10 protein-coding genes are annotated in these 16512 nt (G+C 45.8%); 4 read left to right on the top strand and 6 right to left on the bottom strand.

Annotation, left to right across the window (positions count from 1 at the left end; genetic code table 11):
- Nucleotides 1-72 precede the first annotated feature (72 nt).
- The 5 genes from dtpC to EFER_RS09550 all read right to left on the bottom strand — a co-directional run bounded on the left by dtpC (nt 73) and on the right by EFER_RS09550 (nt 8741).
- Nucleotides 73-1530 (bottom strand): dipeptide/tripeptide permease DtpC, encoded by a 1458-nt coding sequence (dtpC, locus tag EFER_RS09530; RefSeq protein ID WP_000856807.1) that lies wholly within the window; start codon nt 1528-1530, stop codon nt 73-75.
- Between the two features lie 58 nt (nt 1531-1588).
- Nucleotides 1589-3736, bottom strand: coding sequence for a lysine decarboxylase CadA (gene cadA / locus EFER_RS09535; RefSeq protein ID WP_002431488.1), 2148 nt, complete (start codon nt 3734-3736; stop codon nt 1589-1591).
- A 79-nt stretch (nt 3737-3815) separates the two neighbouring features.
- Nucleotides 3816-5150, bottom strand: coding sequence for a cadaverine/lysine antiporter (gene cadB, locus EFER_RS09540; protein ID WP_000092920.1), 1335 nt, complete (start codon nt 5148-5150; stop codon nt 3816-3818).
- Between the two features lie 363 nt (nt 5151-5513).
- Nucleotides 5514-7043 carry a lysine decarboxylation/transport transcriptional activator CadC gene (gene cadC / locus EFER_RS09545; RefSeq protein ID WP_001187204.1) on the bottom strand — a complete coding sequence of 510 codons (1530 nt, stop codon included), beginning with the start codon at nt 7041-7043 and terminating at the stop codon, nt 5514-5516.
- Nucleotides 7044-7382: 339 nt separating this feature from the next.
- Nucleotides 7383-8741 carry a sensor domain-containing diguanylate cyclase gene (locus EFER_RS09550; RefSeq protein ID WP_024256468.1) on the bottom strand — a complete coding sequence of 453 codons (1359 nt, stop codon included), beginning with the start codon at nt 8739-8741 and terminating at the stop codon, nt 7383-7385.
- Between the two features lie 581 nt (nt 8742-9322).
- On the opposite strand from EFER_RS09550, the gene pgaA reads away from it, so the two are divergent.
- From pgaA to pgaD, 4 genes are read left to right on the top strand one after another with little or no spacing between them, the layout of a single operon-like run.
- Complete coding sequence (gene pgaA, locus EFER_RS09555) at nt 9323-11746, top strand: poly-beta-1,6 N-acetyl-D-glucosamine export porin PgaA (RefSeq protein ID WP_000287190.1); 2424 nt, start codon at nt 9323-9325, stop codon at nt 11744-11746.
- Nucleotides 11747-11754: 8 nt separating this feature from the next.
- Complete coding sequence (pgaB, locus tag EFER_RS09560) at nt 11755-13773, top strand: poly-beta-1,6-N-acetyl-D-glucosamine N-deacetylase PgaB (protein WP_000944637.1); 2019 nt, start codon at nt 11755-11757, stop codon at nt 13771-13773.
- Nucleotides 13766-15091 (top strand): poly-beta-1,6-N-acetyl-D-glucosamine synthase, encoded by a 1326-nt coding sequence (pgaC, locus tag EFER_RS09565; RefSeq protein ID WP_000184889.1) that lies wholly within the window; start codon nt 13766-13768, stop codon nt 15089-15091. Before pgaB ends, pgaC begins: the two co-directional genes overlap by 8 nt.
- Before the next feature lies 1 nt (nt 15092).
- Nucleotides 15093-15506, top strand: a complete 414-nt coding sequence (gene pgaD / locus EFER_RS09570) for a poly-beta-1,6-N-acetyl-D-glucosamine biosynthesis protein PgaD (protein WP_001061086.1) — start codon at nt 15093-15095, stop codon at nt 15504-15506.
- A gap of 40 nt (nt 15507-15546) precedes the next feature.
- Here pgaD and phoH read toward each other — a convergent pair whose 3' ends face one another.
- Nucleotides 15547-16335, bottom strand: coding sequence for a phosphate starvation-inducible protein PhoH (gene phoH, locus EFER_RS09575; RefSeq protein ID WP_000533534.1), 789 nt, complete (start codon nt 16333-16335; stop codon nt 15547-15549).
- Nucleotides 16336-16512 lie beyond the last annotated feature (177 nt).

Raw genomic sequence — 16512 nt, forward strand, 5'->3', positions numbered from 1 at the left:
TGACAAATTCCGATTCATCACCACCATTATCTCCGGGGTGAAATCACATTTTTCACCCCAATTTTCAAACTGTTAGTCGCGAGATGTCTGGGCCACATTGGTTGATGTGCTAAACAACATCCGGGTAGCAAAGGCCAATACCACAATGATCGCGACACAACCCAACGTCCACTCCCCCATTTGGGAAAAGAACCGCTGATACGCCGCAATCGCCATGCCGTTAATTTGCGACTCTGTCGTCTGCTGTGCCACGACGCCTGCCAGCCAGTTGGCAACCGCGCCTGTTGCCAGCATATAAATACCGGTTAATACGCCAGACATTTTCAGACGCGTGATTTGCGCAATCGCCACCGGGTCAATAAAGAGTTCAGCAAAGCCCATTAGCGCCAGCCCGGATATCATCACGCCCATTGACGCTTGACCGCCAGCCGCTGCATGTCGGGCATCAAATGCCAGCAACATAAAGCCACAAGCCATCAGCAGTAAGCCAAAGGCAAACTTCAGCCAGACGCGCAATGCTGAATTGCCGCGGCTTTCTGGCGACGCCAGCCAGGCGAGTACAACCCCTGCAAGCATCACCGCAATCGCATTCACCGACTGGAATAGTGCTGTAGGTACTTCAATATTGAATGCCTGACGATTCACAAAGCGATCGATAAACAAGCTGATGGTACTGCCGCCCTGTTGTGCCAGTACCCAGAACAATGTCCCGACGAACATCAACAATACAATTTGCCAAAGAGCACGGCGGTGTTCGGGGAATTTGATCATCATGCGGGCAATGATTTGTGCGGCAATAAGGCAAACGATCGCCAGTAAATAGCCTGACCAGTTATTCTCCAGCAACAGGGTAAAAAAGACCGGGGCAATACAGAGCATCACCACCAACCAGCCCCATACCGGTAAGGCAAACTTCACGGTGGCGAGCGCTTTTTTATCGATACCGCGGGTAGTCTGGAAATGACGATGGCCACTTAAGAAAATTAACAAGCCGATAAACATTCCCCCACCCGCCAGGGCAAAGCCAACATGCCAGCCATACCACTGCGCAGCCAGACCGCAAGCAATCGGCGCGGCGATAGAGCCGATATTGCCCGCGGCATAGAGCAGCGAAAAACCGCCATCACGCCGATGATCATCCTCGTCGTAGAGCTCACCAAGCAAACAACTGATATTTGATTTAAATAAACCGTAACCACAAATAATGATTGCCAGCGCCAGATACAGACTAAACGTTGAATTCGAATCGAAGCCCAGCACCACATGGCCAAGGGTCATTAACAACGCGCCGGCAATTACCGCAGTACGATTGCCGAGCAGGCGGTCGGCAAGCCAGCCGCCGAGAATAGGGGTAACGTAAACCAGAGATGCATATGCGCTGAACAGGCTGATGGCATGGTTATCATCAAAACCAAGCTGATGGGTGAGATAGAGAATGAGTAAGGCACGCATGCCGTAAAAACTGAAGTACTCCCAGATTTGGATCGCCACGATATAGTATATCGCGCGCGGCTGTGAGGGTGTTTTCATGTGTTCTCCTTACGAGCGAAAAAGGGAAGTGGCAAGCCACTTCCCTTGTACTAACTAATTATTTTTTGTTTTCTTCTTTCAATACCTTAACGGTATAGCGACCATCAGCCTGACGGTATGCACCGTGAATATCGGTTTCAAAGCCCGGATAGTGAGCGCCGATTTCACACAGCATCTGCAGGAACTCCAGAACCGGACGGCTTTCTTCGGTGATCATTTCACCCGGCATTACCAGAGGAACTCCCGGCGGATACGGAAGGATCATGTTGGCGTTAACACGACCTACCATTTCGTCGATGTAAACTTCTTCGGTCATACCGTGCAGCTCTTTCTGGAACGCAGCATACGGGGTCATTACCATAGTCGGCAGGACTTCAAATGCGCGATACATCAGATCCGGCAGATTGTGGTGAACAATCAGTTTGTGGATATTCTGAGCCAGTTCCTGAATACGCATGTTTTCATAGAATTCAGGATCTTCACGATACAGAGACGGCAGCATGTTTTTCACACGCAGGTTCAGGTCGAACGCACGTTTGAAGTCAGTCAGAGCACGCAGCAGGCTCAGTGCTTTGGTCTTATCGATACCGATGCTGAACAGGAACAGCAGGTTATACGGACCGGTTTTCTCAACAATGATGCCATGTTCGTCGAGGTATTTCGCCACGATGCTGGCCGGAATACCGAAGTCGCTCATGGTGCCGTCTTTTTCCATCCCCGGAGTCAGCAGAGTGACTTTGATCGGGTCAAGATACATATGCTCGTTATCGATGTTTTTGAAGCCGTGCCAGGAGCTGTCAGAACGCAGCGGCCAGCATTCAGTGGTATCGATATGATCCGGCTGCCATACATCAAAGAACCAGCCATCAGATTCCGTTCTCAGACGTTTGATCTCTTTACGGAACTTGATCGCACGTTCAATGGAACCGTCGATCAGACGTTTACCTGCATTACCTTTCATCATCGCCGCCGCGGTTTCAGTGGAAGCCACGATACCGTAGTGCGGAGAAGTGGTGGTGTGCATCATGTAGGCTTCGTTAAAGGTTTCTTCGTTTACATCACCTTTAACGTGGATCATGGAAGCCTGAGAGAACGCCGCCAGCAGTTTGTGAGTGGACTGGGTTTCGTAAATCACTTTCCCTTCTACACGGCCACCGCTCATACCGCATTTACCTTCGTAAATCGGTGAGAAGTTGGTGTAAGGCACCCACGCGGAGTCAAAGTGGATGGATTTCACATCCAGAGTTTTCTTGATGAAGTCGGTGTTGTACAGCAGACCATCATAGGTAGAGTTAGTAATTACGGCATGTACCGGCCAGGTCGCGTTTGGTGTTTCTTTCACGCGCTTAGCAATGGTAGCGTGCTGGAATTCACTCTGTGGGATACCACCAAGAATACCGTAAGCGTTACGGGTCGGGCGGAAATAGATTGGCGTAACATCGCTCATCATCATCAGATGGGTCAACGATTTGTGGCAGTTACGGTCAATCAGAATGGTGCTGCCTGCCGGAGCAGAGTACATACCGACAATTTTGTTCGCAGTGGAAGTACCGTTAGTCACCATGTAGCTGCGGTCTGCGTTAAAGACGCGAGCGATATACTGTTCTGCTTCTTTGTGTGGACCGCTGTGATCCAGCAGAGAACCCAGTTCAGATACTGAAATGGAAATATCAGATTTCATGGTGTTCGGACCAAAGAAATCATAGAACAGGCTACCTACCGGGCTTTTCTGGAATGCAGTACCGCCCATGTGGCCAGGAGTACAGAAAGTATATTTACCTTCACGTACATATTTAAACAGCGCTTTAGTCAGTGGAGGCAGAATAGTGTTGATATATTCGTCTGTGGTCTGCTTGATCTTATTAGCAATATCATCAGCAGCACCCAGCGCATATTCAAAGAAGCTAATCTGTAAACGCAGATCGTTCAGGCTTACATCGAGTGTGGAATACGTATTAGCGAACGCGTACAACGGTAAGTTCTCGTTCATTTTGCTAATTTCTTCGCACAACTCGAGATTATATTTATCCCAGTCAAAAATAACGCCGCACAGACGCGCATTGTTTTCGATCAGTTTTAATAAGTCGTCACGGTCATTCGGGTAAACAATCTGGAAGTTCAGACGCTCAAGCGCACGATGAAGTTCACGGATGGGTTCTTCTTTAAAGTAAACCCCCATGTGATTCAATATTGCAATAACGTTCATAGTAATATCTCCAGGTAAAGAAAGCCCCTCCCAACACATGGGACAAATGAAAGGAGGCGCTTTCGGAAAATACTTTTAATTAATGGGCGTTAGACGCTGTGTGGTTATCCATTGAGTGGCTCTGGCGCTCATGCATTTTGCGAGCGTAGAACATCAGGATAATCAGGCTGACGATGAAGGTACCAGCCAGTTCGAAGGAGCTTGCCCCCATCAGCGCGATGAAGCAGAACACGCAACCCAGTACAGAGCAGATCAGGCTGGCAAAGTTGCGGATGTTAACGCCTTCGAAGCGAATCAGGTCAACGCAAGAGTAGAAGTACGGCAGCATAGTCAGCAGTACTGCGATACCGGTCAGTTCACCGAACAGGTCAGATGCTTTACCACCAGCAGAGTTCATCAGAGTGATAAGGATCATCAGGGCAGTCATTTTCACTGCAGCCAGCAGCAGACCTTTTTTCGGAATACCGTTGCTGTCGACTTCACCATAAACTTTCGGGAAGTTACCGTCGTTAGCGGCACGCACACCTGCCTGACCTACCAGCATCATCCAGGAGCCCAGAGAAGTCAGGCACGCAAACGCGGTGAATGCAGAAACCATCGGCGCAGCCCAGTTACCCAGGATAGTAGAAGCACTGATTGCAAACGGAGCACCGGAGCCTGCCATTACAGAAGACGGATACATACCGGAAAGCACCTGAGTCGCAGCGATGTAAACAATACCTGCTAAACCAGTACCCAACATGGTTGCCAGCGGAACAGTACGTTTCGGGTTTTTAACCATACCAGTACTTACCGCTGCGGATTCAACACCCACGAAGGCCCACAGGCAGAGCAGAATACTTTTAATGATCGCATGACCATCAGTGGTTTGTGCAGTATTCCAGTTAGCTGCATAAGTAGCAGAATCAAACCAGTGCCAGCCGACAATAGCGGTCATTACTACCGGAATAAGAACCAGTACCAGACCAATTGTGGTTAAACGGCTTACCCAGGTACCACCGAGCATATTTACAAAGGTAAATACCCAAACAATGGCAATACAGGCAATACCTGCCGGAACCGGGTCATTTAATACCGGGAAGAAGGTGGAAAGATAAGACACGGCGGTAATACCAATCGCCAGGTTACCAATCCAGTTAGCATGGTAATAAAGAACACCCGTCTGGAAACCAAATGCAGGAGAAATTTCCCCGGCATAAGCAATTGGGCCACCTTGCTGCGGGTTTTTGGTTGCCAGTCGGGCATATACATAAGCCAGCGACATTGCACCAATAATAGAGATAATCCAACCCCAGATAGCAATACCACCGATACTTGCGAGGTTCGCAGGTAATAATGCAATACCGCTCCCCATCATATTACCGGCAACCACACCGGTACAGGCAAATAGCCCGATCTTCTTGGCAGAACTCATGCTTTCTTTTCTCCTAAGTTCATTTTGGAAGTCCGGATCATGATGTAGAACCATTTATTGACCAGACCAAACTGGCGATAAGATTACTCACGAAAAAGGGATTAATCCTAAAGATTAGGTGAAATAACGCAAAAGTTTCTGTAAGTGATAACTTGAGGTTTTTTATTAACACATCAGGATCGCAAGTTGATATCACGAAAAAATAAACATCGATAATTTACAGTAACTTACACCACACTGATTAGGTTATACATATGTAGCAAAACACGCCAATTAAATACATTATCGCAACATATTAAATTGATAAAATATACATGAATTCAACATCAGGCATACCCATAACTGAGTATGCCTGATGTTTACTTATTCTGAAGCGAGGAAATTATCGAGATAAGGAACAACATGAGAGACAGAAGTCTGAAATACGCCGTTTTCAATCCAGTAAAGTGTATTTTCACCAGGGCGTAAATTAAATGCTGTCAGATATGCATCAGCGGCTTCACGGTTCATGCCTTTCATTTCATAAACCTTGCCCAGCAATACATAATTTAACCACGACATTTCAAGTTCAATGCCGGTATTGATCGCCTGATACGCTTCATCTATTTTCCCGCTTCCCAAAGCACTGACTGTTTTAATTTGATAGAAAATAGACATATCATTCATGCCAGGCATCGCTCCTACTTTATCAACTTCCTCATACAGAGCCGCTAATTGTTTTTCGTCTAAAGGATGCTGAGAATGGCGTAATACATCAACCAATGCTTTCTCTGCCCGCACGTAGATAAAATCTGGAGCTTCCTCAAGAATCTCACCTAACAATTCACTGGCTCGACTCAATGATTCGACATCACCCCGCATTAAATAATCATGCGCCTGGTAAAAACTGGTTAATAATGCCCCGCGGCGAGGTTGAAATTGTTGAAACATCTCTTGCATTCGTTGTGGCCACGGTTGATTCAATGCCTTTGACAAGCTCGCCAGTAAATCATTCTGAATCGATAACTGATTATCGTTAGTAATGAAGTAGCGTTTATCCAGCATGGTTGAGCCATCAGCATTGTCCACCAGTTTTACCGACATAAAGCATTGTTGCGCGCGGTAATGACGCTGATTAACAAACTCAATGGTCAGCGTCTTACCGGAACTGCTCGGTTCATCAATGTTGTAGTTCGTTTTGTCATGCACCATAAAGGTGGAGAAGGTGTTAAGCGAGGTTGTTACCAGGCTACCCAGCCCTACCGCGTAAGAGCGTTGTGAAGTCCAGTTGTTACATGGACTCTTATTCACCAAATGGATATCTATATCGCGTGGGTTGAGCAAAATACGCGATTTACTAACAGGAAGACGTGTTTCAAAACTCGACAATGCCACCAGCGCCACGCAAGTTCCCAGGGCAAGAAGAAAGAAACACCATACCCAAAAGGTAGTGAATCGTTTGCGTTTAACTGTGGTTGTCTGAGGTGGCGGTGTCGTGGTTTCAGCAATGGCAGGAGGCGAAGCGGAATCAGGTATTGTCTCTGGTAGTGCGGGAGGTGACGCCGACATTATTTCTTCGCTCTCCTCCTCTGTACACCAGATAACCGGCACCATTAATTTATAACCGCGCTTCGGTACAGTAGCGATATAGACAGGGCTATTTTCATCACCATCTTTAAGCGATTTACGCAGCTCTGAAATACTCTGCGTCACGACATGATTGGTAACGACACTTCTCGTCCAGACATTATCGATAAGTTCATCTCTGCTAAGTACTTCTCCACTATGGCGAGCAAAGAAAACCAAAAGATCGATTAACCGAGGCTCCAGGGTAAGCTGACGTCCATTGCGACTTATTTGGTTTATCGACGGAGTAACAAGCCATTCCCCAACGCGAACTACAGGTTGTTGCATAATAGAAACTCATTCGAAAAGGGACTGGCGCAATGATAATTGCCCTCACCTATTTTTACCATCTATCAATAGCCAGCAAACAATTTATATGAGTGTTGTTTTAACCTATTTATGCAACATTTTATCAACATGCGCGCATGTGAATAAATATTTCTGTAGATATTTTCACTGGCCAGGTCATTTGATAAAAATCACATACCTATGGTCACGATTCATTTACATAATCAATACCTGATAAATTATCCATTCAAAATGTGTGGCTAAGTGCGCATAACACATACTTACAGGCAAAAAAAACCATCCTGCAGGATGGTCAAATATGCAACATGAAAGGAACTGTTATGCGTAAGCATCAGGCAGGCGGCCATCTGTCACGATGACTTTATTTCTTCCGGTTGCTTTAGCATTATACAAGGCATTATCGGCCAGCCGGTAAATATCATTGGGATGAAGCACATCTCCTTGCGTCACCACTACGCCAATACTGATCGTCACTTTTTGTGCTATTGCATACTGCGGATTGTTGTCTGTTAATTGCTCAACATTTTTGCGTATTCTCTCAGCTAATTCTTCACCTTCTTTACGCTCAAGATGAGTCAGCATAACGCCAAACTCTTCGCCGCCAACACGGGCTAACACATCGTCCGGGCGGATACTTTTACCGATAATATCCACTACGGCCTTAATCACTTTATCTCCTTCCGGGTGCCCCCACGTGTCATTAACGCTTTTGAAATGGTCAATATCCATAATCATGACGCAAAACGGTTTATTATCACCAGAATTGACCTGACCTTTCAGTTCATTGAAAAAATGGCTGCGGTTAAAGATATTGGTTAATGGATCCCGGTGGGCGATATCTTTGGTTACTCTCAAGGCATGAAAAATATGACACATAAAAATCGACATTACCGTGAGTTTACTAAAAATCTCAACTGAACGACTGACATACCAAACAAAAGCACTGTTTCCGCTCGAAAACAAAATTGCCATATTGTATAACACTGCTGAAAAAGCAATAACTGACACCCCATTCCAGATATCATATCTAAAACGATTATAATATAAATTTGCCAAAAGCAAGGCTAACCACATAACAATAATCACTGTAATATGAATAGTATCCAGATCAACTTTCTTATACGCACTGACATATTCAACGAGGTCCAGACTCAATATTTCATGATGGCTACTGACTACATGCGAAACAAACGGCACAATAAATAAACATGTCAAGCTAATGATTAACATTGTTTTTTTCAATCTATTAGCACGTTGCTTTCGATTTTCAAAAACTTTGCAAATCAATGCCAATACAATTAGTAAACATAAATTAATCTGACGAAAAAGATAGTAAATAGCAACATCATTGGTGATAATGGATATGTCGGCATGACTATCTACTGGTTGTTGCACAGTAATAACCGTCTGGACAAAATAGATAAGGCAGCTTAAGAAAGCCAGACTAAGAATACAGTTTGAAAACTCCTGTCTATTATAGATGAAATACAACTGCATAAAAATAAATGCAATGGTATCAATAAAGAACAGAGCAATCATAACAATCAAATAAGTCGATTGTGGCACTCCCCATTCTACGGGGTGTTGAAAAAACCAGCTATTAGCTAAAATAAAAGCAAAGCCCAATATTAAGCTGAATATAACCGTGCTGCCTATCCTGACGTATTCCTTTTTCATATTTCTAATGTTCCATAAGATGACAATATCCATTTTATATAATGAAATATAAGAATCACATTATGTCAATATGATTTTCTCATAGCCAATTCATAAAGCCAGATATAATTAAAATGGAAATTATTTAATATTCTATAGTTTGTGAATAATTTATGGTTGAAGTGTAATCTTAATCTCCATTGCCGCTTATGGTACAAATGAGCGAAAATAACTTCAGATAGATGGATGTGGAATATAAAACAACAAAACACGCCTCAAAACCGCATGACATCTGCTCTATCGAAAAAACCGAAAGCTAACATCCAAAATTCCTGATTTAATTTTTTTTATGGTTATCTATTTTTAATAGTACATAAGGATGTATGTCTCAAAACCCAATTAATTAACCCTTCTGCTGGGTTTTGCGTCACAAAAAGGACTTTAAATGGATATGAAACACTCTCTTATTTCTCTTTTTTATCAACTACACACTTCACTTTTCCGCAATTAACCTTACGGATGTTGAGGTACAGAACTCTTTATTTTCAAGCGACTGGAATCACTCGCTTGAGGAGTTCTTGTTACAAATGGGGTAATACAGGATGTATTCAAACACCAGTAAAAGGCGCACCCGTGCAATCTTTGCCTTAAATTTTTTTACCGCAACGCTGTTAACACTCAGTCCCACGGCTATATCCGCTACTACCAGCCAGTATGATGCATTGATCATTGAAGCTCGTAAGGGAAATACCCAACCAGCATTAAGCTGGTTTGCAGATAATACCGATCTCAATAGCACTCAGATTGCGGACTGGTTGCAGATTGCCTCCTGGGCCGGTCAGGACCAGAAGGTTATTGCCATTTATAACCGCTTTGGTCATCAACCATTACCTGCTCGTGGTTATGCCCCTGTTGCAATGGCATATCGCAATTTACAACAGTGGCAGAAGTCGCTTCAGCTCTGGCAACTGGCGGTGTCAAAAGCGCCACAAAATACCGATTATCGTCGTGGGCAAATTCTCACCCTGGCCGATGCAGGCCAGTTCGATATCGCGCTTAATAAGCTCGAACAGTTGCAACGTGAAGCACCAGACAAAACTAACACACTGGTTGCAGCGTATATCTACAAGCTGGCAGGTCGCCACCAGGATGAACTACTGGCAATTACTGAAACCTTATCGGCGCCATCATCGTCCAACAATCTTGCGCAGGAATACGCCCAGGCGTTACGTAATAATCAGCTGTCCGCCGCAATTAATGACGCCAGTTTAACCCCGGATATTCTCGCGGATATTCATGCGGAACTGGTCAGGCTCTCATTTATGCCAACCAGAAGTGAAAGTGAACGCTACGCTATTGCCGATCGTGCACTGGAACAATACACCGCTTTAGAGATCCTCTGGAAAGATAACCCGGATCGTACCCTGCAATATCAACGCATTCAGATAGATCATCTCGGGGCATTATTAACCCGCGATCGTTATAAAGACGTCATTGCATACTATCAGCAATTAAAACAAGCGGGTCAAACCGTACCGTCCTGGGCGCAATATTGGGTGGCATCGGCCTATCTCAGAGATCACCAACCACAAAAAGCTCAGGCCATGATGTCTGATCTTTTTTACCATCAGGAAGTTCTGGCCAGCACTTTATCGGAAGAAGAACGTGCGGATCTTTTTTATAGCCATCTTGAGAGTGAAAATTACGCCAGTGCATTGGCTGTTACCCGCCATACGCTTAACAACACACCCGCCTGGCGTCGGGTAATGGGCTCACCGGTAACTTTGCCAAATGACAGCTGGTTGCAGGGATATTCGTTTCTCTCTTCCGTGGCGCAATATGGCAATGATCTTCCTCAGGCGGAAAAAATAACCCGCAACCTGGCAACCAATGCGCCTGGAAATCAGGGCTTACGCATCGATTATGCCAGCGTATTACAGGCGCGTGGCTGGCCGCATGCGGCAGAAACGGAATTAAAAAAAGCCGAGGTGCTCGAACCGCGTAATATTTATCTGGAGGTTGAGCAAGCCTGGAATGCCTTAACATTACAAGAATGGCAACAGGCTACGGTATTAACTGACGATGTGGTGGCCCGTAATCCGCAAGATCCTGGCGTGGTACGTTTAAAACGCGCCGTTGAGGTACATAATCTTGCTGAACTGCGTATTGCGGGCGCCTCAGGTCTGGATGCTGAAGGCCCGGACAGTGGCAAACATGATGTTAATTTTACCAGCGTCATTTACTCACCTCCGGTGAATGATAATTGGCGCGGTTTTGCCGGTTTCGGCTATGCCGATGGGCAATTTAGCGAAGGAAAAGGCATTGTCCGCGACTGGCTGGCGGGGGTTGAATGGCGTTCACGTGATCTCTGGCTGGAAGCAGAATACGCCGGACGCTATTTCAATCATGAACATAAACCCGGCGCAAGATTATCAGGCTGGTACGATTTCAACGACAACTGGCGTGTCGGCTCAGAGCTGCAACGCCTCTCCCATCGTGTACCGTTGCGGGCAATGAAAAATGGCATTACCGGCAATAGCGCACAAGCATATGTACGCTGGTATCAACATGAGCGCCGCCAGTACAGCCTCTCCTGGGCATTTACTGATTTTTCCGACAATAACCAGCGGCACGAAGCGGCAATAGAAGGATCAGAACGTATCTGGTCTTCGGCAAATTTAATTATCGATTTCCAGCCAACTGTCTATTACCAACAGAATACGGAAACAGATACCCCTTACTTTAACCCGCGAAAAACGATCGATATTGTTCCGGCTTTTGAGGCCAGTCATTTGCTCTGGCGTAATTATGAAAATAGCTGGCAACAAATATTCAGTGCTGGTGTGGGCGCGTCCTGGCAAAAAGATTATGGCACGGATGTGATTACGCAACTCGGCTATGGGCAACGTATTAGCTGGAATGACGTCATTGATGCCGGAGCAACCTTACGCTATGAGAAACGACCTTACGACGGCGACAGAGAACATAACTTATATGTTGAATTTGATATGACATTCAAATTTTAAGGATCATTATGTTACGCAAAGGAAAAAGATCTCTCTTTATGCTGGTAAGCATTTTTATGCTTTCGGCATGTCTGAGCCAGCAAAAAAATGAATTCACGCCACCACAACAACGTGAATCATTACAGGCTGAGCAACCATGGCCGCGTAATGGTTTTGTGGCGATTTCATGGCATAACGTCGAAGACGAAGCTGCCGATCAGCGTTTTATGTCGGTGCGTACTTCTGCCCTGCGTGAACAATTCGCCTGGTTACGTGAGAACGGTTATCAACCTGTCAGCATTGCTCAAATTCGTGAGGCACATCGTGGTGGCAAACCGCTACCTGAAAAAGCGGTATTGCTGACTTTCGATGACGGTTACCAAAGTTTTTACACCCGTGTTTATCCACTCCTCAAAGCGTTCCAGTGGCCCGCATTATGGGCCCCGGTCGGCAGTTGGATCGATACACCACCTAATCAGCAAGTGAAATTTGGCGATGAAATGGTTGCCCGACACTATTTTGCCACCTGGCAACAAGTGCGTGAAATAGCACGTTCGAAACTGGTTGAAATAGCCTCCCACACCTGGAATTCTCACTACGGCATAGAGGCTAATCCCACCGGTAGCCAATTACCCGTTTTTGTTAATCGCATGTATTTATTAAATAATGGGCGGTATGAAACCGAAGCGGAATATCGCCACCGTATTCGTCAGGATGCAATAAAAATGACCGCGCAGTTGCAGAAGAATGCTGGCGTAACTGCCCAGGTCTTTGTCTGGCCCTATGGTGAAGCAAACGGTATTGCGATTGAGGAATTAAAAAAACTGGGCTATGACATGTTCTTTACGCTAGAGTCCGGGCTGGGAAACACTTCCCGGTTAGATTCCATTCCGCGTGTATTAATCGCCAATAATCCATCACTTAAAGAGTTTGCTCAGCAAATTATTCGTGTGCAGGAAACATCACCAGAGCGAGTTATGCACATCGATCTCGATTATGTCTACGATGCTGACCGCCAACAACAGGAGCGGAATCTCGATGTGTTGATTCAGCGGGTGAAAGATATGCAAATTTCCAGTGTGTACTTGCAGGCTTTTGCCGATCCGACAGGTAATGGTCTGGTTAAAGAGGTCTGGTTTCCTAATCGCCTGTTACCCATGAAAGCGGATTTATTTAACCGTGTTGCATGGCAATTAAGGACTCGTGCCGGAGTGGCCGTTTACGCCTGGATGCCGGTGCTGAGTTGGGATTTAGATCCTACATTACCCCGGGTGGAATATTTGCCCACTGATAAGAAAACATCACAAATTCATCCGTCGCAATACCGTCGTCTTTCTCCTTTTGATGACCGGGTACGTGAACAAATTAGCACCCTTTATGAAGATCTTGCAGGTCATGCGTCTTTTGACGGCATTTTGTTTCATGACGATGCCGTGTTGTCAGATTATGAAGATGCCAGTGCCCCTGCAATAGCCGCTTATAAGAAAGCAGGTTTTTCGACAAGTATTCGTGAAATCCGCGAGGATCCTGAGCAATTTAAACGCTGGACGCAATTTAAACGCCAGGCCTTAACAGACTTCACATTAGCGCTAAGTGCCAAAGTCAAAGCGGTTCGCGGTCCACAAATTAAGACTGCGCGAAATATTTTTGCCCTCCCCGTTATGCTCTCAGAAAGTGAAGCATGGTTTGCCCAAAACTATGCCGATTTTCTACAAAGTTATGACTGGACGGCAATCATGGCAATGCCCTATATGGAAGGCATTAATGAGAAATCTGCTGATAAGTGGCTGGTTCAACTGGTGAATCACATTAAAGCGATTCCACAGGCAAAAGATAAATCAGTTTTAGAATTACAGACACAAGACTGGAAAGCGAATGGTCAACATCAGGCTATTCAATCGCAACAAATCGCTCACTGGATGAGCCTTCTACAACTCAATGGAGTGAAAAACTATGGTTATTACCCTGATGATTTTCTGCGCAATCAGCCTGAAATAAAGGTCATTCGTCCTCAGTTCTCCACAGCCTGGTATCCAAAAAATGACTAATCGCATCGTATCGTTTTTTATATTGTGTCTGGTGTTATTTATTCCTCTGAGTGTTGCGTTCTTCCACTCTGGCGAATTAATGATGAGATTCGTGTTCTTCTGGCCATTTTTTATGTCCATTATGTGGATCGTTGGTGGTGTCTATTTCTGGTTTCACCGCGAACGCCACTGGCAATGGGGGGAAAATGCACCAGCACCGCAACTTAAGGATAATCCACCGATCTCAATTATCATTCCCTGCTTTAATGAAGAGAAAAATGTTGAGGAAACTATTCATGCGGCTTTAGCGCAGCGATATGAAAATATTGAAGTGATTGCCGTTAATGACGGTTCATCAGATCAAACTCAGGCGATACTGGATCGGCTGGCCTCGCTACACCCCAAACTGCGCGTCATTCACCTTGCGCAAAACCAGGGTAAAGCGATTGCCCTGAAAACCGGTGCAGCAGCGGCAAGAAGTGAGTATTTAGTCTGTATTGATGGCGACGCCTTGCTGGATCGCGATGCGGCAGCCTATATAGTGGAGCCCATGCTATACAATCCGCGCGTCGGCGCGGTGACCGGAAACCCGCGTATTCGCACACGATCCACGCTGGTTGGCAAAGTTCAGGTTGGCGAGTTCTCATCAATTATTGGTCTGATCAAACGTACCCAGCGCGTCTACGGTAACGTTTTTACCGTTTCCGGTGTTATCGCCGCATTTCGTCGCAGTGCACTGGCAGAAGTTGGTTACTGGAGTGACGATATGATCACCGAAGATATTGATATTAGCTGGAAGCTGCAACTGAATCAGTGGACAATTTTTTACGAACCACGAGCGCTGTGCTGGATATTAATGCCGGAAACGTTAAAAGGGCTGTGGAAACAACGGTTGCGTTGGGCGCAGGGGGGCGCGGAAGTCTTCCTGAAAAATTTAAATAAATTGTGGCAATGGAAAAATCATCGGATGTGGCCGCTATTTTTTGAATATTGTCTGACCACCACCTGGGCTTTTACCTGTTTGATTGGTTTGTTCATCTTTATTGCCCAACAACTTGGCGTACCTGTAAATGTTGAGCTTAGCCATCTTGCCGCGACTCACACTGCCGGGATATTGCTATGCACATTATGTCTGCTGCAATTTTTAGTGAGTTTGATTATTGAAAACCGCTATGAACAAAATATGGCTTCATCATTGTTCTGGATTATCTGGTTCCCGGTCGTCTTCTGGACGCTTAGTCTGGCAACGACTCTGGTGTCTTTTACCCGGGTTATGCTGGTGCGTAAAAAGAAACGCGCCCGTTGGATAAGCCCGGATCGTGGAATAATGCGAGGTTAATATGAATAATTTGATTATTACCACTAAGCGCAGCCCGTTACGGAAATTATTTGATTATCTGGCGACCTTTGTATTATGGATTCTGTTCGCATTTTTTATCTTTCATTTTCTTGATGCAATGCTAAGTGGTGTTTTCTGGGAAAGTGAAGCAAGGAACAGATTGCAATTTTACTTCATGTTGGCTGTCGCCAATGCCATCGTGCTCATTCTCTGGGCGTTCTATAATATGCTGCGTTTTCAGAAGCAGCAGTATAATGCGGCTCTTCATTATAATTCCCGGCAATTTGCCCAGAGTCTGGGGATATCAGAAGAGTTGTATCAGCAAATACAGAACAGCCGCAAAATGCGCGTACATTTTAATAACCACGGGCAAATTAAATTGGTCATTGCCGAAAAATTGTTGGGAAGAATGTAAACAAAGCCCGGTTCGCCCGGGCTCTGCGCTTATAACACACTTAACTGTAGGCATGTAGCGTACGTTGGCAAAGTGCCGAACGTACGCAATCCTCTTTACCGAATCGGATGATCCCGACCATTTCATCTTCTTCGAAACGTTCCAGCGCGTCACTTAATCCGGAGCGCACGCCACGAGGTAAATCGCATTGCGTGATATCACCGTTGACAATAACCGTCACGTTCTCCCCGAGGCGGGTTAAAAACATTTTCATTTGTGCGGCAGTCACATTCTGCGCCTCGTCAAGAATGACGACTGCATTTTCAAAGGTACGTCCACGCATATAGGCGAACGGCGCGATTTCGACCTTCCCTATTTCTGGTCGCAGACAGTACTGCATAAAGGAAGCCCCTAAGCGCCGGACCAGCACGTCGTAGACCGGGCGAAAATAGGGAGCAAACTTTTCTGCGATATCTCCAGGTAAGAAGCCAAGATCTTCATCGGCTTGCAGAACTGGACGGGTGACAATAATCCTGTCGACATCCTTATGTATCAGGGCCTCTGCCGCTTTTGCGGCACTGATCCAGGTTTTTCCGCACCCGGCTTCGCCCGTGGCAAATATTAGCTGCTTACTCTCAATAGCCTTCAGATAGTGCAATTGCGCTTCATTTCGCGCGAGGATGGGCGAGGTATCGCGACTGTCGCGGGCCATACCAATGGCTTCTACGCCGCTCATCTGCACAAGCGAGGTGACCGATTCTTCTTCACGCTGCTTATGGCTGCGCGAATCCCGTCTCAGCACACGTTTTGCCTCGCGACGAGCTTTGATCACTGCTTTTTGTCTTCCCATGGAGAGCACCTTGAGTTGTTTGTATTCATCACACGCGCCGTTGGCAGCGCGATTATGCGCACGAACATCAGAGGGTTGGCTTCCTTGTAAGCCATAGTTTGCTGTTGGATAAAATGCCGAAAAACGGCTACGCACACCGTTTGCGGCGTCGGTAACACGAGTAAAGAGAGGAAGTGA

The organism is Escherichia fergusonii ATCC 35469 (assembly GCF_000026225.1).
Lineage (GTDB): Bacteria > Pseudomonadota > Gammaproteobacteria > Enterobacterales > Enterobacteriaceae > Escherichia > Escherichia fergusonii.

What these genes read in the sequence shown, in the direction of transcription:
- dtpC (WP_000856807.1), bottom strand. Translation starts at nt 1,530, where the DNA reads ATGAAAACACCCTCACAGCCGCGCGCGATATACTATATCGTGGCGATC.
- cadA (WP_002431488.1), bottom strand. Translation starts at nt 3,736, where the DNA reads ATGAACGTTATTGCAATATTGAATCACATGGGGGTTTACTTTAAAGAA.
- cadB (WP_000092920.1), bottom strand. Translation starts at nt 5,150, where the DNA reads ATGAGTTCTGCCAAGAAGATCGGGCTATTTGCCTGTACCGGTGTGGTT.
- cadC (WP_001187204.1), bottom strand. Translation starts at nt 7,043, where the DNA reads ATGCAACAACCTGTAGTTCGCGTTGGGGAATGGCTTGTTACTCCGTCG.
- EFER_RS09550 (WP_024256468.1), bottom strand. Translation starts at nt 8,741, where the DNA reads ATGAAAAAGGAATACGTCAGGATAGGCAGCACGGTTATATTCAGCTTA.
- pgaA (WP_000287190.1), top strand. Translation starts at nt 9,323, where the DNA reads ATGTATTCAAACACCAGTAAAAGGCGCACCCGTGCAATCTTTGCCTTA.
- pgaB (WP_000944637.1), top strand. Translation starts at nt 11,755, where the DNA reads ATGTTACGCAAAGGAAAAAGATCTCTCTTTATGCTGGTAAGCATTTTT.
- pgaC (WP_000184889.1), top strand. Translation starts at nt 13,766, where the DNA reads ATGACTAATCGCATCGTATCGTTTTTTATATTGTGTCTGGTGTTATTT.
- pgaD (WP_001061086.1), top strand. Translation starts at nt 15,093, where the DNA reads ATGAATAATTTGATTATTACCACTAAGCGCAGCCCGTTACGGAAATTA.
- phoH (WP_000533534.1), bottom strand. Translation starts at nt 16,335, where the DNA reads ATGGGAAGACAAAAAGCAGTGATCAAAGCTCGTCGCGAGGCAAAACGT.